We start from the raw sequence: 18349 nt of genomic DNA on the forward strand, positions 1-18349 counted from the left end.
CTCTTCCGGGGTTTTTTCTTTTTGCAAAGTTTACTTCAGCTTTTCTTCCAGTGCGACTGCCCTGACCAGCTCGCGCTCAAGCCGCGCTTCTTCCTCAACTCTTGGCTTGGTGAACCGACCAAGAAGAAGATAGGCGACCGGCGTCACAAACAAGGTTGCTATCGTGGCAAGACCCAAGCCGCCCACAATCACCCAGCCAAGCGCCACACGGGCTTCAGCGCCAGCGCCACTTGCCAGAATCAACGGCACACCACCCAAAACCGAACAGATCATGGTCATACAGACCGGACGCAGGCGGATATTTGCCGCCTCTTCAATGGCCTGTCGAACATTCATGCCCTTGTCGCGTAACTGATCGGCAAATTCGACAATCAGAATACCGTTCTTGGCCATGATGCCGACCAGCAGCACAAGGCCGATCTGGCTGTACACATTCAGCGTCGTGCCAGTGAGGATCATCGCGAAGACCGCACAACCAAGACCCAACGGCACGGTTGCCATAACGATCAGCGCACTCACAAAGCTTTCAAACTGTGCCGCCAGAACCAGCAGGATAATGATGATGGCAAAGCCAAATACCAGTGCAATGCCCGTCGAGGTTTCGCTCAGTGTCGAGGCTTCGGCAAGGGGGATGATATGCGCGCCGGGTGGCAATAGCGGAAGGGCTATTTCCAGTGCGGCAGCATAGGCGTCGCCCAAGGCGAAATCGCTGCGCAGGTCACTTGTAATCGCTATAGAACGCTGTCGTTCTTCGCGGTTGAGCTGTGGTGGAACCGCTTTTTCGACCACCGTTGCGATGGAAGACATTGGCACATAACGACCATCTGTCGTCTTCAGGAAGACGTTTTCCAGATCGGTTGGATCGTTGATCGGGTTGGTTGTCGATACAAGCTTCACATCGAAACTTCTGTCGCCAACATAGACCGAACCGATTTTACGACCATCAAGGACAGCCTGAACCGCATTGGCGAGACCGGTGATATCAATGCCCAGATCAGATGCACGCTCACGGTTGATCTCGACAGAAAGCTGCGGCTGTGTCGGTTCGACAGACAAACGCGGCTGCACAAAACGAGGATCTTTTTCGAGCGCTGAAACGATAGCGTCAGTGGCAGGACGCAGTTTCGCATAATCCTGACCGAGCACAGCAAACTGCAAGCCATTGCCTGCACCGCGAATACCCAGACTGTTGGGCTGCGCCGTGAAAATACGCACAGCCGTAATCCCGCGTGTACGCGCAGTGATATCAGCCATGATTTCCTGCTGTGAGCGGCTGCGCTCTTTCCACGGTGCCAGCGTCAGAACCATAAAGCCGTTGTTTGACGAACCGCCTGACCCGGCAATGCCATAAGTGGTCAGGATTTCGCCGCTATCGCGCAAGGGCTGGATAGCCGTTTCGATCTTCTCAAGCTGCGACTGAAGAAACTCGACACTGATGCCCTGTGGCCCATTGATGCGCAACACTGCAACGGCGCGATCTTCCGTCGGTGTCAGCTCCTGTCGCAACATGCCAAAGCCGACATAGGAAGCACCGGCAAAGAGCACTGCAACCAGAACGACAATGAACGGTGCGGAGAGACAGGCATGCAGGCTCTTGCGATAGAAGTTCGCCAACCCACTGCCAATCCGACGCAAAAACTTTGGACCATGACCGCCACCCTCAGAGGCTTCAACACCTTCTTTAAGGAACCGCGATGCCAGCATCGGACACAAAGTCAGCGCAACAATCGATGACAGCAAAATAGCAATTGCCAGCACGAAACCGAATTCGCGGAACAGACCGCCAGCCTGACCGGGTAGGAAGGAAATTGGTACAAACACAGCCACAAGTGTCAGTGTCGTTGCAATAACAGCGAAGAATACTTCCTGTGTGCCAAGGACTGCAGCAGCACGCGGACCCATGCCCTGATTGCGTCGTCGCACGATATTTTCGAGCACAACGATCGCATCATCCACCACAAGGCCGGTGGCCAGCACCAATGCCAGCAAGGTGAGAATATTGACCGAGAAGCCGCTCAGATAGATCGCCGCAATTGTGCCGATCAATGCCACAGGCATGGCCAGAGCAGGAATAAGCGTTGCACGGATATCCCACAAGAACATGAAGATGATGACGACAACGATGATGACCGAGGCAATCAGCGCAATTTCAACTTCGTGGATAGCACCGTTAATAAAGCTCGCGTCGTCACTGGTCACTGTCACATCGACGCCGGGCGGCAATGTGTTTTTCAGATTGGCGACTGCTGCCCGAATACCTTCCGAAATATCAAGCGTGTTCGACTGCGCCTGACGCACGATGCCAAGACCAATGGCTGTCTTGCCGTTCGACCGGACAGCCGAACTTTCAATATCCGGACCCAGTGTTACCGTCGCAACATCGCGGATCTGCGTGCGCCCTTTAACATAGACACTTTCGAAGTCTTCTGGCCGTTCAAGATTGGCCGTGGCACGAACCACAATCGACTGATCGGAACTACGCAACGAGCCCGCTGGCGCATCAAGGCCCATGGACGAAAGTGCGCTGGAAATATCCGCGATGGTCAACCCGTAGCTTGCCAAGCGCGCCTGATTGATATCGATACGGAAAATCTTGTCGCGATCACCATTGATCTGCACATCGGCGACACCGGGAACAGCCGAGAGAACATCCTGGATCTGATCTTCAACCAACACCGTCATATCGTCGACCGCCATTGTGTCGGACGTTACAGCGAGGCGCATGACCGGATCGGCATTGGAATCGGCCTTGATGATACGCGAAGGATCAGCTTCCTCAGGCACATCGTTTGCCACACGTGAAATGGCGTCACGCATATCGGCTGCAGCGACGTTAAGATCAACGCCGTCGTTGAACTCAACCGTGACACGGCTGCGCTCAAAAGAAGACGACGACGAAATGGATTTCACGCCCGATACGCGGGCAACGGCATTTTCAAGCACCTGTGTCAGCTGACGGTCAATGGTTTCAGCCGAAGCGCCACTGAAATCGGTGCTGATGGTAACGACTGGCCGGTCCACATCCGGTAGCTCCCGGATGTCGACGCCGGTAAAGGCCGCAAGGCCCGCAACGATGATCAGAACATTGATGACGAAGGCAAAGACCGGGCGCCGAATGAACAGCGCTGTCGATCCACCGGTATTGCCCGAAGGCGAATTAGGATTGCTCACGCTTTATCCTCACCCTGCAACGCGGCTTTTGGCGGAAGGATCAATGCGGGCGGTGCCCTGCTCATCCTGCAAACGGACCGGTGCATCATCGCGCACAGTCTGCACGCCTTGCGTAACGATCATGTCGCCTTCCTTAACTGCACCGTCGATCAATATGTTGGTCGAATTGCGCTGTACGATGCGCGCAGCAACCTTCTTCGCGACGCCTTCTTCCACGCGCCAGACGTAAGAGCCGTCAGCACCCCACTGGATAGCCAGCGGATCAACGGAAGGATAGTTATCTCCTGGGAACAAAACAGTCACCGAGAACGACATGCCAGCACGCAAGCGGTCCTGATCGTTGTTGATCTCGGCACGAACATGCAACGTACGGCTCGCTTCATCGAGCATATTATCAACAGCGTTGATTTCACCCTTATGCGTCACGCCGGGAAACGCTGTGGATTCGGCTGTCAGCGGCTGACCAACTTTGATCTGTGGCGCAAAACGTTCCGGCACCCAGATGTCGATCAGTACCTTGGAGCGATCATCAATGCGGGCGATTGAAGTTTGTGCCGTGACATAGTTCCCGGCATTAACCGGCAAGATACCAACAACACCGGAAATCGGTGCGCGTACCGTGCGGCGGCTCAGTGCGAGCTGTGCATCTTCCAATACAAGCTTGGCGTTGGACAAAGCCAGATCAGCTTCAACTTCCTGCACCACCGTTGCCGTATTCGTGGCCCGCAAACGTACGATGCGCTGGCGGGTGGTTTCCGCATCTTTCAGCGCGATCTGCGCCTTGCTGACCGCAATGGTCTCGGTTTCATTATCCAGCACTGCAATCGGATCACCAGCCTTGATGGAATCGCCTGCTTTCACAAGCAGCTCATCCATATAACCGCTCGAATAAGGCGTGACTGAAACTGTGCTCAGCGCGCGAGCGGAACCAATGGCTGTGAGGCGACTGTTGATCGTCTCCTCGCCTGCCGGTTCAACAACAACCAGCGGAGCACCGCGTCCTGAGGCTGATCCATGCGTCTGCTGTCCGGGAGCTGCGCCTGATGCCGTTTGCGCCGAAGAGTCCTTGTTTTTATAGATGTACCAACCGCCACTGGCGGCAATAATAACAAGCAGGCACAGAACAATCTGCTTCCAAGACTTCATTCAACTCTCCGGCAGGGCCTTATCGAATGCCTCGACAAGCCGCTGATTCAAACCATTCATATTCACGTTGGGCGCAGGATAAGCTGCAAACAGTATCAAAATAATGATCGCCCCAATAGATTGCACCGAAAGTGCCGCCATTGAAGCATCACAGATTTCCCTTTTTGCGAGTTTGCACGTCGCGATTCAGCACGTCGAGTTAAATTTCGGTAATGCTGGCAAAGGAGTGGGCTACAGTATTTCTGGATTAAGTTGAATCATTAGAAATGCGTCTCACTTTTTGTGTTACGCACGTCTTGTTCCGAAAACCGGTGCCCACTTTTCGGGATATGCTCTAAGTTGTTTCAATCAAAAACGACAAAGTCCGTTGGAATTATCGTGTGCCACCATATATAGAAGACGATATTTATATGTATCGCATTGTGATGAGCTTTCTGGATAAGGCACGGCTGCATTGCAGCCACACAGCCTGTCGGTTTGGATTTGACGTATGGCGGCTGTTGAAAAAACCATGGATACGGGTGGGGTCGTTGCCGATGCAGCTGCGCAGCATTCCGCTGTGGCATCTCCCAAAGACGATAAGATGTCGCCTATCCATTTCACGCGTCTTCGCTGGCGAAACCGGCTTTCAAGCAAGCTCCTTATCCTAACCGCTCTTGCCGTTCTTATCGCTGAAGTTCTGATCTTCGTGCCTTCCATCGCCAATATGCGTGTGCGTTGGATGAGTTCACGCCTCGACACCGTAGATGCTGTGAGCGAAGTGCTTATTGCGAGCGGCAACATCAATATTCCACGCGAGGTTCAGGATAAGGTTCTGCTCGCAACCGGTACCAAAGCAATTGCGTTGCGTGAAGCCGGTGCATCCCATCTTCTGGCAATGAGCGAAATGCCGGACACGATCGATCAGGTGGTCGATCTCAATAATATCAGTGAAGCCGCTGCCATCTGGGATGCATTTGGAACGCTCTTTAATGGCGGTAATCGCACGTTGCGCATTTATGGATCGAACCCGCCATCGGCCAATCCGGGACGGATTATCGAAATCGTCACATCGGACGCCCCGCTGCGCCATGCCATGCTGAGTTACGCGACCAATGTAGCGATCATCTCTCTGCTTATCTCGGTTATAGCCGCGAGCCTTATCTATCTGATCATTCATGAGATGCTGCTGCGTCCTGTGCGCCTTATGCATCGCAATATGATTGATTTTGCCTCGGCACCCGACAATCCAACCCGGATTCTCGTGCCTGAAAACCGCAAGGATGAATTCGGTATAGCGCAACGACAGATCGCACACATCCAGAGCGATTTGCAGCGCACCCTGAAAGAACAGAAACATCTGGCCGATCTCGGCCTCGCTGTTTCCAAGATCAATCATGATATGCGCAACATTCTGGCATCGGCGCAGCTCATGTCAGATCGACTGGCCGACACTCAGGACCCGATGGTGCAGCGCTTCGCGCCAAAGCTCATCCACACGTTGAGTCGTGCCATCAATTACTCTGAAAGCGTTATGGCCTATGGCCGCTCGCAAGAGGCCCCACCTGCCCCGCGCCGCGTACAACTGAGCACCGTCATTCTTGATGTGCAGGAAACGCTCAATCTGAAAACGGAAAGCGGTATCGAGTTCGAAAATCTCATTCCAATTGATTTCGAACTGAATGTCGATTCCGAACAGCTGTTCCGTGTGTTGCACAATCTGTGCCGCAACTCCGTTCAGGCCATGGAGCGTGATCGGCGTAGCGATGTGTCTACCGTCAAGCGCCTCACGCTATCTGCAGGTAGAATCGGGACCACAACAATTATCGGCGTCGAAGACACTGGCCCTGGCCTGCCGCAGAAAGCACGCGATAATCTCTTTACTGCGTTTAAGGGCTCTACACGCAGCGACGGCACAGGCCTCGGCTTGGCGATTGCACAAGAGCTGGTGCGCGCGCATGGCGGCACGATCGAACTGCGTGAAGATCGGCCCATCGGCGCGCATTTCGAGATTCGTCTTCCTGACCTGCCGAATTGGAATGACAAGCGAAACAGCCAATCTGAAAGCGAAGTGGCCTGATTTTTACGGTGCACTCAAAAAATTCTCATAAAAAACAGAGCGTTGATACAGCTGATTCCTGTTTGCGACTGCCTTAAAACGAGTGCGGCGGAAGATTTTCGCGCTATAGGTTAGTTTTCCACGTTCTAAAACGCGGCGGAAACCCTTGGAAATGCGGGCTTTGACAAGAAAACTTCACATAAGCGCGTTTTTTTCCAAGAAGGTGCTTGCTTTTAGTAATCCGTCCGATTATCAACCGCCCATCGCCGCAGCAATCGCGGCACACAGGCAAGCACCCGTAGCTCAGCTGGATAGAGCACCAGACTACGAATCTGGGGGTCAGAGGTTCGAATCCTTTCGGGTGCGCCATTCTTTCTCTACAAAATTCAATGTTTTTAGATCAGCGGAAACGCTGATTTACTAAAATTATTCAGCTACTTAGAGCGCCGTGCACCCTCTTGGGCGCACAAAGGTCGCTCTAACACTTTATATTTACAGCATAATTTTCTGCAGGAATTCTTCTTTGTAAAGAGACTTCGGACGAGTGATATGAATTTGCTTTTCCATTCACAAAATCAAATCGCAAGTCATGGTGAACCGCAATGATATCTATCATTGTGAAGTTTGAAGTTTAATCTCGGGGGGATACGGCCTTGGTTTCCAACCTGGAGGAAACTGGTGCTGCGAGAGAGGATTGAACTCTCGACCTCTCCATTACCAATGGAGTGCTCTACCACTGAGCTACCGCAGCATTCTCTTGAACGCGGCGGACTTCTGCCACATCATTACGCAAACCGCAAGCAAGCAATCGCATTTCTTTTCACTTAATGTGGAAATCATTGGATACTCGCTTTGAAACCGGCTTTTCGTAGGCTTTTTACCGTAGTACATGAGACCTATGAGCGAAAAAAAGACAAAAAACGACAACGAAGCCCAATCTGATCCACGCGAAAAGCGGCGCGCGGAGCAGCTCCGTGCGAATCTGATGCGCCGCAAAGTGCAATCACGTTCGCGACGCGCGGGCGATGCAGATGAGCGAAATGACGGCATTACAGCTGGCAAAGAAGATAATGATTAGAGCCGTTTCACAAAATGTAAGAACCGATTTTCTGCGCTGAACTGCAAATTGCCCGAGAAGCGGGTAGCGCTTCAAATCCCGACATTTGAGCCACACTCGTAACAGATAGATGCAAATGCCGGAATCGGACCACTAGAGCGCCGCGCGCCTTCTTGGGCGCACAAAGGTCGCTCTAACACTCTATATTTACAGCATAATTTTACCTTAAACTGATTCAATTTTAAGGAATTATGCTGTAGGCAAGCTTTAAGGAATTCGATTTAAGCTGAAACAATCGCAGCAAAGCCTTCCTTGAAGATAGGGAGCACCTGCGTTAAAAGCGCAGTTCAATTCTTGATGGCGTTGCGGTCCGGGTACGATTCGTGATCGACGTAATTTTGCCGCAAGAACAGTCATTTCATAATGCAACGCTGCATGCTTGAACGCTGCGGAATTTGCAAAAATCGATTACCGGGCAATGGCTTCGGCCCAGAAGGTGAAACAGCATGGATCGCATCAAAATCGTCGGCGGCAACAAGCTCAACGGCGTTATTCCTATCTCTGGCGCGAAAAATGCTGCGCTTCCTTTGATGATCGCCTCCCTTCTCACCGACGATACGCTGACGTTGGAAAACGTGCCGCACCTCGCCGATGTCGAGCAGCTGATCCGCATTCTTTCCAATCATGGCGTTGATTATTCGGTTAATGGACGCCGCGAACACCAGAATGGAGCCTATTCGCGCACCATTCATTTCACCGCCCGCAACATCGTCGACACCACCGCTCCTTACGAGCTGGTTTCCAAGATGCGCGCGAGCTTCTGGGTAATCGGACCGCTTCTGGCGCGCATGGGTGAAGCCAATGTGTCCCTGCCCGGCGGCTGTGCGATCGGCACGCGTCCGGTTGACCTGCTGCTCGAATGCCTTCAGGCACTCGGCGCTCAGATCGACATTGAAAACGGTTATGCCAAGGCGCGTGCGCCAAAGGGTGGCCTTGTCGGCTCACGATACAAGTTCCCGAAGGTTTCCGTCGGCGCGACCCATGTCATGCTGATGGCTGCAGCCCTTGCCCGCGGCGAAACGGTTATCGAAAACGCAGCCCGCGAACCAGAGGTCGTCAATCTTGCGGATTGCCTGAATGCAATGGGCGCAAAGATCAGCGGTGCCGGAACCAGCACGATCCATGTTGAAGGCGTCACCAGCCTTTCAGGTGCACGTGTTCGCGTCATTCCTGACCGCATCGAAACCGGCACCTATGCCATGGTTGTTGCGATGACCGGCGGCGATGTGCTGCTCGAAGGCGCGCAGGAAAGCCAGCTTACAGCAGCGCTTGACACATTGCGTCAGGCTGGTGCCGAAATCACCGAGACCAATAGCGGTCTGCGTGTTGTTCGTAATGGACACGGCATTCACCCGGTCGATGTGACGACCGATCCATTCCCCGGCTTCCCGACCGATCTTCAGGCGCAGTTCATGGGCCTGATGACCATGGCAAAGGGAACCTCGCGCATTACCGAAACGATCTTCGAGAATCGCTTCATGCACGTGCAGGAACTGGCGCGTCTTGGCGCAAAGATTTCGTTGTCCGGCCAGACCGCAACCGTTGAAGGCGTTGATCGTCTCAAGGGTGCGCAGGTTATGGCGACCGATCTGCGTGCCTCGGTTTCTCTCGTCATCGCAGGCCTTGCTGCCGAAGGCGAAACCATCGTCAACCGCGTCTATCACCTTGATCGCGGCTTTGAACGCCTGGAAGAAAAGCTCTCGCGTTGCGGCGCGAATGTCGAACGCATCAGCGGTTAAAATCTAAAAGCCGGAAACTTGTTTCCGGCTTTTCTTTCATTTCAGGCTTATTAATCAACAGGCTGAAAAGCCTGTCGATTTTTTTGTGCTGGCATGTAAAGTTGCACTACGCGATCTGAAAAATAGCAGGGAACGATGCCAGATATGGAAATGTTGAAGCTTGTGGCACTGGATGAGGAGGATTTGCAGGTCCTGTCCGCCCATCTTCAGGATGCAGTCCTAAAAGTCTCCGATCTTCAATATCTTGCGAAGGACAAACGCTTTGTCCTGACTGCCAACCGTTTTGCTTGGGAAGAAGCCAAGCCAAAGCTGTTTCGCAAACCCCAGTATCAGCGCCGTCGCGCCACATTGCATTTCAATCGTGTAACGGTCGCGAAAGCAACAGGCATTGATCGGCAGAAACCGGATGAGGTTCTCTCGCTGCTCGCCATCCGTTTTATTGTCAGCGAAGCCCCAGCTGGAACAATCGAACTGACTTTTTCGGCAAATGCGGCTATCCGACTGGATGTGGAATGCATAGAAGCGCAGTTGACGGATCTGGGGCCTGCCTGGGAAACAGCTTCTGTGCCGCGACACGACACCTGATTGTCGCGGACGACTGCTTCACATAACTGACGGGCTACGCCCAGACTGCCAATTACCAGACTGACTTTTAAAGGAATACCAGCGTGGTCACGACGCTCAGACAAACCGATCCCGATTTTGAACAGAACTTTGCTACTTTCCTGACCGGTAAGCGCGAAGTCTCGGAAGATGTGGATCGGGCTGCCCGCGAAATCGTTGATCGCGTGCGCCGCGAAGGCGATACAGCGCTTATTGAATATTCCCAGCGGTTTGATCGTATCGATCTTCATAAGACCGGCATCCGCGTGACGGAAGCGGAAATCGATGCGGCCTTTGATGAGGCACCCGCCTCGACTATTGAAGCATTGAAGCTTGCTCATGAACGCATCGAAAAGCATCACGCACGACAGCTGCCCAAAGACGACCGTTATACCGATGCGCTTGGCGTTGAACTTGGTTCTCGCTGGACGGCAATTGAAGCGGTAGGCCTTTATGTACCTGGCGGCACGGCAAGCTATCCAAGTTCTGTGCTGATGAATGCAGTGCCTGCGAAGGTTGCAGGCGTTGACCGGATCGTCATGGTTGTCCCCTCGCCCGATGGCAAGCTGAACCCACTGGTTCTGGTGGCAGCACGTCTCGCAGGTGTATCGGAAGTCTACCGCGTGGGTGGTGCTCAAGCCATTGCAGCTCTCGCTTATGGCACCGAAACCATTGAGCCGGTCGCCAAGATCGTTGGCCCAGGCAACGCCTATGTGGCAGCCGCCAAGCGCATTGTGTTCGGCACGGTGGGCATCGACATGATCGCAGGGCCTTCCGAAGTGCTGGTGATTGCCGATAAGGACAACAATCCAGATTGGCTGGCCGCCGACATTCTGGCGCAGGCGGAACATGACACCGCAGCACAGTCGATACTGATGACCAATGATAAGCCTTTTGCAAAGGCTGTCGAAGAAGCCGTGGAGCGTCAGCTCAAGACGCTGCCACGCGCTGAAACAGCCGCCGCAAGCTGGCGCGATTTTGGTGCTGTCATTCTGGTCAAAGATTTCGACGCTGCCATTCCACTGGCAAACCGAATTGCCGCTGAGCATCTGGAAATCGCCACCGCAGATCCTGAAGCGCTGCTGCCCAAAATTCGCAATGCCGGTTCGATCTTCATCGGCGCCCATACGCCGGAAGTGATTGGTGATTATGTCGGCGGATGCAATCACGTTCTGCCAACAGCGCGCTCTGCACGATTCTCGTCCGGCCTTTCGGTTCTTGATTATATGAAGCGCACCTCGCTTCTCAAACTTGGCCCGGATCAGTTGCGCGCCCTCGGCCCCGCAGCCATAGAAATCGCTCGTGCCGAAGGCCTCGACGCCCACGCGCAATCTGTCGCCATCCGGCTCAATCTATGAGGTATCATGACCGCCGGCGTTCCTAATGCCCGTCTAGTTGACGTCGAGCTCGATGAATCCATCGGCCGCTCGACGCCTGACGTCGAGCATGAACGCGCGGTCGCGATTTTTGACCTGATTGAAGAAAACGCTTTTCACCCGGTCGGCGATGATACGGGTGGTCCTTACAAGCTGAAGCTTTCACTGATGGAATCACGTCTGATTTTTTCCATCATGCGTGAAAGCGGTGATGACGTTGCTACTCACATCCTCTCGCTAACCCCATTGCGGCGCGTTGTGCGCGACTATTTTCTGGTTTGCGAAAGCTATTATGAGGCCATTCGCTCTGCGAGCCCCAGCAAGATCGAGGCGATCGATATGGGGCGGCGCGGCTTGCATAATGAAGGCTCACAAACTCTTCAAACGCGACTGAACGGCAAAATCGAAGTCGATTTTGCGACTGCGCGGCGTCTTTTCACGCTCGTCTGCGTGCTGCACTGGCGGGGCTGATTCTTGATGAGCGCTCAGGAAGCGATTGCCCCTGCTGAAGAAAGTGAAGCCGCCAAACGGCCCACTTCAGTGCTTTTTGTCTGTGGAAAGAATTCTATCCGTTCACCAATTGCCGAACTTCTTGCAAGAAAGCTGCTTCCACCCAATATGTATATAGCTTCTGCCGGTGTTCAGCGCGGCGAGCGTGACCCGTTTGTCGATGCAGTGCTCAATGAAGAAGGCCTGTCACTCGATGCCCGGCAACCGCGCGGACTGGAAGAACTGGCAGACGGCTATTTCGATCTTATCATCACGCTCACCCCGCTTGCGCATCATACGGTGCTGGAGCGGATGCGCGGCTTTTCCGTCGATGTGGAATATTGGCCTACGCCCGATCCCACACTTATGACGGGAAGCCGTGAGCAGATCATGAATGCTTATCGTGATGTACGAGACCGCCTGAAGCGGCAAATCACACAGAGATTGGCACCGAATTAAAAGCTCCTGAGCCTAATCCAATTCGGTTGTTCACAAATGCCGTCTAATCATATAGGTTCCGGCCAAATTTAAAGCTGCGGCCCGATTTCGGGCCAATTTTATCAAAGAAAGTAACAGGTATCGCATGGCGAAAGAAGAAGTCCTCGAATTTCCGGGTGTTGTTACGGAACTGCTGCCGAATGCAATGTTCCGCGTGAAGCTCGAAAACGAACATGAGATTATTGCCCACACCGCAGGCCGCATGCGCAAGAACCGCATCCGCGTTCTCGCTGGCGACAAGGTTCTGGTCGAAATGACCCCTTACGACCTTACCAAAGGCCGTATCACCTACCGCTTCAAGTAAGCGACTAACTACCTTTCAGGAAAACCTTGTCTCAGGAAAAAACTTGTCTATGAGCGCGCAACATAAGCTGGTTCTTGCCTCCGGCTCTCCCCGCAGGATCGAGCTTCTGGGGCAGGTCGGCATTGAGCCAGATCATATTCAGCCAGCTGATATTGACGAAACGCCTGAGCGCGCCGAACATCCGCGTTCACTGGCGCGTCGTCTTGCGCGCGAAAAGGCAAAAGCCGCACAAGAACAATTAAAGGGCGACGAAAACTTCGCAAATGCTTTTGTTCTGGCGGCTGACACGGTTGTAGCTGTGGGGCGTCGTGTCCTGCCCAAGGCAGAGATCAACGACGAAGCACGGGAATGCCTGCGCCTCTTGTCAGGACGCACGCATAAGGTTTTCACTGGCGTGTGCCTCATTCTGCCCAATGGCAATTTGCGTCAGACGCTTATCGAAACGCGCCTGCGTTTCGAGCGGCTGACACGCAAACAGATCGACGCCTATCTCGCTTCTGGCGAATGGCGTGGCAAGGCTGGTGGTTATGCCATTCAAGGGCTCGCTGGCAGCTTTGTGGTCAAGCTTGTTGGATCATACACCAATGTGGTTGGCCTCCCCTTGCAGGAAACTGTGAGCCTGCTGGCCGATGGCGACTATCCCGTTTACGATAACTGGATAAACGGCAAGGTCTGAGAACTTCCATGAGCGACAAGAAAGATATATCCGCAGCTGCCGGTTCGCGCGTTACACCTTTGCGCCCGACTCGCCCCTGCCCTGAATGCGGTAAGCCGTCGGTCCGTGACACGTATCCATTCTGCTCGCCACGTTGCAAAAGCATTGATCTTAATCGTTGGCTTTCAGGAAGCTATGTCATTCCTGGAAAAACGATTGAGGAGGAAGAAGAAAACGACAACTGAGGCTGTTCAATAGGGATTTCCACAGTGAAATCGGCACTTTAGCGTGTTTATAAGAAATCTTATAAAAATTGCGATGGGGTGCTGGACAGCGCGAAATTTAATGCTATAACCCACCCACTTCCGGCGGACACCAACACCGCCACCCAGTGAGAAATCACTGATAGGATGCCCGGATAGCTCAGTTGGTAGAGCAGCGGATTGAAAATCCGCGTGTCGGCGGTTCAAATCCGTCTCCGGGCACCATTTTTCTCCTGAGAATGATTTTCTGATGTTACGCAGTATGTTAGCGACTGCCTTATATTCGGTGAGTTTGATCCGGAGCACTCATGAAATTTTCCCCTGCCGATCAAGACGCCCTCTTCCGCATTCTGCAGTGGCGGCGGGATGTACGCCATTTCCTGTCTGATCCTGTTTCCGATGAAGTGCTCGAAAAACTGCAAGAGGCAGTGGCCTATGCACCATCTGTCGGAAATTCGCGCCCCTGGCGTATCTTTGTCGTCCAAAGCGCTGAAATGCGTGAAGCGGTGCATCACCTGTTCGAAAAAACAAATTGCGATGCGGCTACTGTCTATGACTACGCTCGTGCAGAGGAATACGGAAAACTGAAGCTCGAGGCGATCCGCACGGCCCCGGTTCAACTCGCCATTTTCACCGAAACAGACCCCGCTGAAGGCCACGGCCTTGGGCGACAGACAATGGCCGCTACGCTTGAGCAAAGCACCGCAATGGCCGTCCAGAATCTCAATCTCATGGCCCGTTCACTGGGACTTGGTGTCGGAATGGTTTCCATTCTCGATCCGCTCGCCATGAAGCACCTGTTCAACGTGCCAGAACATTGGATTTTCAGTCATTATCTGTGTATCGGCTGGCCATGCTTCACCAGCGATATACCGCTCCTGCATGAGAATGGGTGGCAGGAAAATACGACCCTCCGTTGGAAGACGTTATAGTTCACAACTGCTCGTTGACATGACCACCCAGCAAGTGGCTGGCGCGCATATTTGATAGTTGATCGCGCCAGTCCAATTTGCTTAATGAGGCACATGCTTCTACACGACAAACATCGGCTCGCTGTTCTCACTTCCTATAACACGATCGAGATGGGGCAAGATCGCACACTGGATGCGCTCTGCAATCTGGTTCTATCGACGTTTGGTGTGCCCATGGCAGCGGTGTCGCTTGTCGATGAGTGTGTGACGCATCATATCGGCATGGCTGGCTGCGTGTTCGGTGATGTAGCCAATGAAAACACGTTCTGCTCCCGCGCAATCGAGAGTACTGATCCTTTTCTGATAGAAGATGCCACTTCCGATGATCGTTTTGCCACGAATCCTTTCGTGAAAGATGCGCCGGGGATTCGATTTTATCTTGGTGCTCCACTGATCGCGCCCGATGGCTCTACACTTGGCGCAATCTGTGCTCTGGATACCAAAGTCAGACAATGCACTTCTGAGGAAAAGATAAAGCTCATCAGTCTCGCCAGCACTGCTGTCGAGATTCTGAGCATGCGTCGCTACATGCGCGAAGCGCGTAAATTGGCGCTTGTCGATGGATTGACCGGCATTGCCAATCGTACTGGCATCGAGTTGGAAATCGAAAAGGCAATCCTTGCACTTCGCAATCACGATCTACCCTTTTCGCTGCTTTACTTCGATGTCGACCGGTTCAAGCAGGTCAATGACGCGTGTGGCCACGCCGCAGGAGACGAATTGTTGCGGTTGATCGGCGAAGTGCTGGCCGGGCGCAATCGTCCTGACGAGGTCAGCGCACGTCCTGGCGGCGATGAATTCATCGTGCTACGCCTCGGCGGTACAAGAATAAGCGATCTCGCTGAAGCCCAGCAGATCAAGGCTCTTCTGGATGATGCCGTTTCCCGCGCAAGTTTCCCTGTCAGCTTCTCGATGGGCCTTGTGAGCTTCACTGCGGCTCCTAAAGATGTTACGGCAGCTCTCTATGCGGCTGATGCACTGCTATATGACGCCAAGCGGCGCGGTAAAAACCTGATCACGGCCGGCGAACAGAAATAAGGCTTCACTTTTCAGTGAGACATTGGCCTATTGCCCCTACAGATAATTGGGAGTGTTATCTGTAAAGTTTCGGTGCACTCCGTTTATCATCACACAATTACGATCCACATCTAAGCGAGGATTTTCCATGATCTGGACCTTGTTCGGCATTCTTTCGGGTGCCTGTATCGCCATTCAGGCTCCCATCAATGCGGCGCTCGCGCGCGGACTTGGTTCTCCGGTCACCGCAGCAGCGATTTCCTTTCTGTCAGGCGCAGTCATTCTTGGCATAATCGCAGCCATAACCGCACGAGCGACAGGCGCGATGCCAGCGTTCAACGTGCCTTCTGGCTGGCTGTTTGTGGCTGGCGGTGCGCTTGGCTGTATTTATGTGACCACGTCTGTATTGCTCACACCACGCATCGGTGCTGCGGCCGTGATGGGGCTTGCCGTCGCCGGGCAATTGGTGGCGGGACTTGCCGCAGATCGTATCGGTTTCATGGGGGTAGCAGTACGCGAAATCACTGCAGGGCGCGTAGCCGGAGCCGTGTTATTGCTGACCGGCGCTTTGATGATCCGCTTTCTCTAGAGCGCATCCCGAAAAGGGTGAAACGGTTTTCGGACAAAGATGCGCGTTAAAACAGATAATTAGAGCGCCGATCTGTTCCAATCAGATCGAAACGCGCTCTAAAAGCAAAAGCCGCGCTGTATTTTTTCAGCGCGGCTTTTTTTATCAACCCTTGAAGGTGTATTCCGTAATCGACTGCGGCTTCATTTCGATGGAGAAGCCCGGCAGCGATGGCGGCATATAGGCCGCATCCTTGATGATGCATGGCTCAATGAAGTGCTCGTGCAGATGATCGACATATTCGATCACGCGACCGTCCATAGTGCCTGAAACGGCAACATAATCGATCATCGAAAGATGCTGCACATATTCGCACAGACCAACACCACCTGCATGTGGCCAGACCGGCTTGTTGTACTTGGCAGCAATCAGCAGCACGGCCAGAACTTCATTCAGACCACCCATGCGGCATGAATCGATCTGAACGATGTCGATGGCGCCTTCTGCGATGAACTGCTTGAACATGATGCGGTTCTGGCACATTTCGCCGGTCGCTACCTTCACGTCGCCAATAGCTTCGCGGATCTTGCGATGACCTGCAACATCATCCGGGCTGGTCGGCTCTTCGATGAAGAACGGCTTTGAGAAAGCAAGCTTGTTGACCCACTCAATCGCCTGATCGACTTCCCACACCTGATTGGCGTCGATCATCAGATAACGGTCTGGACCGATGACTTCACGTGCGATGGTAAGACGACGAATATCGTCTTCAAGATCACGGCCGACCTTCATCTTCACATGATTGAAGCCTTCGTCGATGGCTTCCTGACAAAGGCGGCGCAGCTTTTCATCGTCGTAGCCGAGCCAGCCTGCCGAAGTCGTGTAGCAAGGATAGCCAGTCGCTTCGAGGTTCGCGATACGCTCCGCCTTGCCGCTTTCTGCTTTGCGCAGAATTTCAACGGCTTCGTCGCGGGTGAGCACGTCGGTCAGATAGCGGTAGTCGACGATGTCGGCGATTTCCTCTGCTGAGAGTTCCGACACCAGACGCCAGACCGGCTTGCCGGACTGCTTTGCCAGAAGATCCCAGAAAGCATTGACGACAGCACCGGTTGCCAGATGCATCGCACCTTTTTCAGGGCCGATCCAGCGCAGCTGGCTGTCGCTTGTCAGATGGCGCCAGAACTTGCCGGGTGCGGAGCGGACAACGTCGAGATCGACGCCGACCACCAGATGGCGCATCGCAAGAATAGCCTGACAGCAGATGTCATTGCCGCGACCGATAGTAAAGGTGAGGCCATGGCCTTTCAGAGCCTCGTCATCCGTATCGAGGATAACATAGGCTGCCGAGTAATCCGGGTCCGGGTTCATCGCGTCAGAACCGTCCAGACTTTGCGAAGTCGGGAAGCGAAGATCGAAGACGCGAAGATCAGTAATTTTGGTCATTTGTAATTCCGCGATCCGAACATGACCCCCAAAAGCAGCAACGCGTTTTGGGAATCATGCTCAAAAAAATTAAACGTCAGCGCGCACGTTCTGCTTCTGCGAGCCGAGGCCTTCAATGCCGAGTTCGACAGTGTCGCCAGCCTTAAGATAGCGCGGTGGCTTCATGCCCATGCCGACGCCGGGAGGTGTGCCGGTGGAGATGATGTCGCCGGGCTGCAGAGACATGAACTGCGAGAGATAGGAAACGAGGTAGCGCACGCCATAAACCATGGTCTTGGACGAGCCGTCCTGCATGGTTTCGCCATTGACCTTGAGCCACATGGCAAGGTTTTCAGGATCAGCGATTTCTTCCTTCGTCACCAGCCATGGGCCGGTTGGACCAAAGGTGTCGCAGGATTTGCCCTTGGTCCACTGACCCTGACGCTCGATCTGGAAGGCGCGTTCGGAGACGTCGTGGATGGTGCAGTAACCGGCAACATAATCAAGCGCATCGTCTTCGCTGACATATTTCGCGGTCTTGCCGATCACGATGCCGAGCTCCACTTCCCAGTCGGTCTTTTCAGAACCGCGGGGAATGAGAAGGTCGTCATTCGGGCCAACGATGGCAGAGGTTGCCTTCATGAAGATGATCGGCTCAGGCGGAACGGTAGCACCCGTTTCAGCCGCATGGTCGGAATAGTTGAGACCGATGCAGATCAACTTTCCGGTGCCGGTAACGCATGGGCCAAGACGCGGGTTGCCGTCAACCTTTGGCAGAGAATTCACATCGAGCGAACCGAGCTTGGCAAGCGCTTCAGGGCTCAAAGCGGCACCCGACAGATCGCTCACATGAGCAGACAGATCGCGGATATTGCCATCAGCATCGAGAAGGCCCGGCTTTTCGTGACCGGTTTCGCCATAGCGAAGAAATTTCATGAGTTTACTCCTTTGCGGGGATAGAATTGGCAGCTT

18 protein-coding genes and 3 tRNA genes are annotated in these 18349 nt (G+C 53.6%); 15 read left to right on the top strand and 6 right to left on the bottom strand.

Annotation, left to right across the window (positions count from 1 at the left end):
• Positions 1–30 precede the first annotated feature (30 nt).
• Genes QBD00_RS03770 through QBD00_RS03780 form a run of 3 tightly spaced genes read right to left on the bottom strand, consistent with a single transcriptional unit; the run spans position 31 to position 4458 of the window.
• Positions 31–3171: an efflux RND transporter permease subunit gene (locus tag QBD00_RS03770; RefSeq protein WP_095445993.1), complete on the bottom strand. Its 3141-nt coding sequence runs from the start codon at positions 3169–3171 to the stop codon at positions 31–33.
• 9 nt (positions 3172–3180) lie between these two features.
• Positions 3181–4317, bottom strand: coding sequence for an efflux RND transporter periplasmic adaptor subunit (locus QBD00_RS03775; protein ID WP_095445992.1), 1137 nt, complete (start codon positions 4315–4317; stop codon positions 3181–3183).
• On the bottom strand, positions 4318–4458 hold the full coding sequence (locus QBD00_RS03780) for a hypothetical protein (RefSeq protein ID WP_157743452.1): 141 nt from the start codon (positions 4456–4458) through the stop codon (positions 4318–4320).
• A gap of 349 nt (positions 4459–4807) precedes the next feature.
• On the opposite strand from QBD00_RS03780, the gene QBD00_RS03785 reads away from it, so the two are divergent.
• Together QBD00_RS03785 and QBD00_RS03790 are read left to right on the top strand one after the other, a co-directional pair.
• Positions 4808–6376, top strand: coding sequence for a HAMP domain-containing sensor histidine kinase (locus QBD00_RS03785; protein WP_318578687.1), 1569 nt, complete (start codon positions 4808–4810; stop codon positions 6374–6376).
• Between the two features lie 271 nt (positions 6377–6647).
• Positions 6648–6724, top strand: a tRNA-Arg gene (locus tag QBD00_RS03790).
• A 307-nt stretch (positions 6725–7031) separates the two neighbouring features.
• Here QBD00_RS03790 and QBD00_RS03795 read toward each other — a convergent pair.
• A tRNA-Thr gene (locus tag QBD00_RS03795) sits at positions 7032–7106 on the bottom strand.
• Positions 7107–7253: 147 nt separating this feature from the next.
• Between QBD00_RS03795 and QBD00_RS03800 the strand changes: the two genes are divergently transcribed.
• The 13 genes from QBD00_RS03800 (at position 7254) to QBD00_RS03860 (ending at position 15976) form a co-directional block, all read left to right on the top strand.
• Positions 7254–7433, top strand: coding sequence for a hypothetical protein (locus QBD00_RS03800; protein ID WP_095445990.1), 180 nt, complete (start codon positions 7254–7256; stop codon positions 7431–7433).
• 485 nt (positions 7434–7918) lie between these two features.
• Positions 7919–9211, top strand: coding sequence for a UDP-N-acetylglucosamine 1-carboxyvinyltransferase (gene murA, locus QBD00_RS03805; protein ID WP_318578688.1), 1293 nt, complete (start codon positions 7919–7921; stop codon positions 9209–9211).
• Positions 9212–9355: 144 nt separating this feature from the next.
• Entirely contained in the window at positions 9356–9796 is a 441-nt protein-coding gene (locus tag QBD00_RS03810) for a DUF2948 family protein (RefSeq protein WP_095447837.1), read from the top strand.
• Between the two features lie 83 nt (positions 9797–9879).
• Positions 9880–11172 carry a histidinol dehydrogenase gene (gene hisD, locus QBD00_RS03815; RefSeq protein ID WP_318578689.1) on the top strand — a complete coding sequence of 431 codons (1293 nt, stop codon included), beginning with the start codon at positions 9880–9882 and terminating at the stop codon, positions 11170–11172.
• A 6-nt stretch (positions 11173–11178) separates the two neighbouring features.
• Entirely contained in the window at positions 11179–11661 is a 483-nt protein-coding gene (locus tag QBD00_RS03820; RefSeq protein WP_095445987.1) for a UPF0262 family protein, read from the top strand.
• Between the two features lie 6 nt (positions 11662–11667).
• Positions 11668–12138 (top strand): low molecular weight phosphatase family protein, encoded by a 471-nt coding sequence (locus tag QBD00_RS03825; protein ID WP_095445986.1) that lies wholly within the window; start codon positions 11668–11670, stop codon positions 12136–12138.
• 124 nt (positions 12139–12262) lie between these two features.
• The gene (gene infA, locus QBD00_RS03830) at positions 12263–12481 is read left to right on the top strand and encodes a translation initiation factor IF-1 (protein ID WP_002965531.1); all 219 of its coding nucleotides are present in this window, start codon (positions 12263–12265) and stop codon (positions 12479–12481) included.
• Positions 12482–12530: 49 nt separating this feature from the next.
• On the top strand, positions 12531–13157 hold the full coding sequence (locus tag QBD00_RS03835) for a Maf-like protein (RefSeq protein ID WP_095445985.1): 627 nt from the start codon (positions 12531–12533) through the stop codon (positions 13155–13157).
• A gap of 8 nt (positions 13158–13165) precedes the next feature.
• The gene (gene yacG, locus QBD00_RS03840) at positions 13166–13381 is read left to right on the top strand and encodes a DNA gyrase inhibitor YacG (RefSeq protein ID WP_024898072.1); all 216 of its coding nucleotides are present in this window, start codon (positions 13166–13168) and stop codon (positions 13379–13381) included.
• A gap of 167 nt (positions 13382–13548) precedes the next feature.
• Positions 13549–13624 (top strand) — tRNA-Phe (locus QBD00_RS03845).
• An 83-nt stretch (positions 13625–13707) separates the two neighbouring features.
• A complete protein-coding gene (gene bluB / locus QBD00_RS03850) occupies positions 13708–14331 on the top strand; it encodes a 5,6-dimethylbenzimidazole synthase (protein WP_318578690.1) in 624 nt (207 codons plus the stop codon).
• A gap of 93 nt (positions 14332–14424) precedes the next feature.
• Complete coding sequence (locus tag QBD00_RS03855) at positions 14425–15408, top strand: sensor domain-containing diguanylate cyclase (RefSeq protein ID WP_264230585.1); 984 nt, start codon at positions 14425–14427, stop codon at positions 15406–15408.
• Between the two features lie 127 nt (positions 15409–15535).
• On the top strand, positions 15536–15976 hold the full coding sequence (locus QBD00_RS03860) for a DMT family transporter (RefSeq protein WP_095445982.1): 441 nt from the start codon (positions 15536–15538) through the stop codon (positions 15974–15976).
• Positions 15977–16120: 144 nt separating this feature from the next.
• Here the strand turns inward: QBD00_RS03860 and QBD00_RS03865 are convergent, their stop codons facing one another.
• Positions 16121–17398 (bottom strand): L-fuconate dehydratase, encoded by a 1278-nt coding sequence (locus tag QBD00_RS03865; RefSeq protein WP_318578691.1) that lies wholly within the window; start codon positions 17396–17398, stop codon positions 16121–16123.
• A 69-nt stretch (positions 17399–17467) separates the two neighbouring features.
• Positions 17468–18313: a fumarylacetoacetate hydrolase family protein gene (locus QBD00_RS03870; protein WP_318578692.1), complete on the bottom strand. Its 846-nt coding sequence runs from the start codon at positions 18311–18313 to the stop codon at positions 17468–17470.
• Positions 18314–18349: the final 36 nt, after the last annotated feature.

The sequence above is a fragment of the Ochrobactrum sp. AN78 genome (genome assembly GCF_029909885.1).
Classification (GTDB): Bacteria; Pseudomonadota; Alphaproteobacteria; order Rhizobiales; family Rhizobiaceae; genus Brucella; species Brucella quorumnocens.

Excerpts from the sequence above, each read along its gene's own strand:
- yacG (WP_024898072.1), top strand. The coding sequence starts at position 13,166 with ATGAGCGACAAGAAAGATATATCCGCAGCTGCCGGTTCGCGCGTTACA.
- infA (WP_002965531.1), top strand. The coding sequence starts at position 12,263 with ATGGCGAAAGAAGAAGTCCTCGAATTTCCGGGTGTTGTTACGGAACTG.
- QBD00_RS03860 (WP_095445982.1), top strand. The coding sequence starts at position 15,536 with ATGATCTGGACCTTGTTCGGCATTCTTTCGGGTGCCTGTATCGCCATT.
- QBD00_RS03865 (WP_318578691.1), bottom strand. The coding sequence starts at position 17,398 with ATGACCAAAATTACTGATCTTCGCGTCTTCGATCTTCGCTTCCCGACT.
- QBD00_RS03775 (WP_095445992.1), bottom strand. The coding sequence starts at position 4,317 with ATGAAGTCTTGGAAGCAGATTGTTCTGTGCCTGCTTGTTATTATTGCC.
- QBD00_RS03800 (WP_095445990.1), top strand. The coding sequence starts at position 7,254 with ATGAGCGAAAAAAAGACAAAAAACGACAACGAAGCCCAATCTGATCCA.
- QBD00_RS03820 (WP_095445987.1), top strand. The coding sequence starts at position 11,179 with ATGACCGCCGGCGTTCCTAATGCCCGTCTAGTTGACGTCGAGCTCGAT.
- QBD00_RS03855 (WP_264230585.1), top strand. The coding sequence starts at position 14,425 with ATGCTTCTACACGACAAACATCGGCTCGCTGTTCTCACTTCCTATAAC.
- QBD00_RS03835 (WP_095445985.1), top strand. The coding sequence starts at position 12,531 with ATGAGCGCGCAACATAAGCTGGTTCTTGCCTCCGGCTCTCCCCGCAGG.
- murA (WP_318578688.1), top strand. The coding sequence starts at position 7,919 with ATGGATCGCATCAAAATCGTCGGCGGCAACAAGCTCAACGGCGTTATT.
- bluB (WP_318578690.1), top strand. The coding sequence starts at position 13,708 with ATGAAATTTTCCCCTGCCGATCAAGACGCCCTCTTCCGCATTCTGCAG.
- QBD00_RS03810 (WP_095447837.1), top strand. The coding sequence starts at position 9,356 with ATGGAAATGTTGAAGCTTGTGGCACTGGATGAGGAGGATTTGCAGGTC.
- QBD00_RS03785 (WP_318578687.1), top strand. The coding sequence starts at position 4,808 with ATGGCGGCTGTTGAAAAAACCATGGATACGGGTGGGGTCGTTGCCGAT.
- QBD00_RS03825 (WP_095445986.1), top strand. The coding sequence starts at position 11,668 with ATGAGCGCTCAGGAAGCGATTGCCCCTGCTGAAGAAAGTGAAGCCGCC.
- QBD00_RS03870 (WP_318578692.1), bottom strand. The coding sequence starts at position 18,313 with ATGAAATTTCTTCGCTATGGCGAAACCGGTCACGAAAAGCCGGGCCTT.
- QBD00_RS03780 (WP_157743452.1), bottom strand. The coding sequence starts at position 4,458 with ATGGCGGCACTTTCGGTGCAATCTATTGGGGCGATCATTATTTTGATA.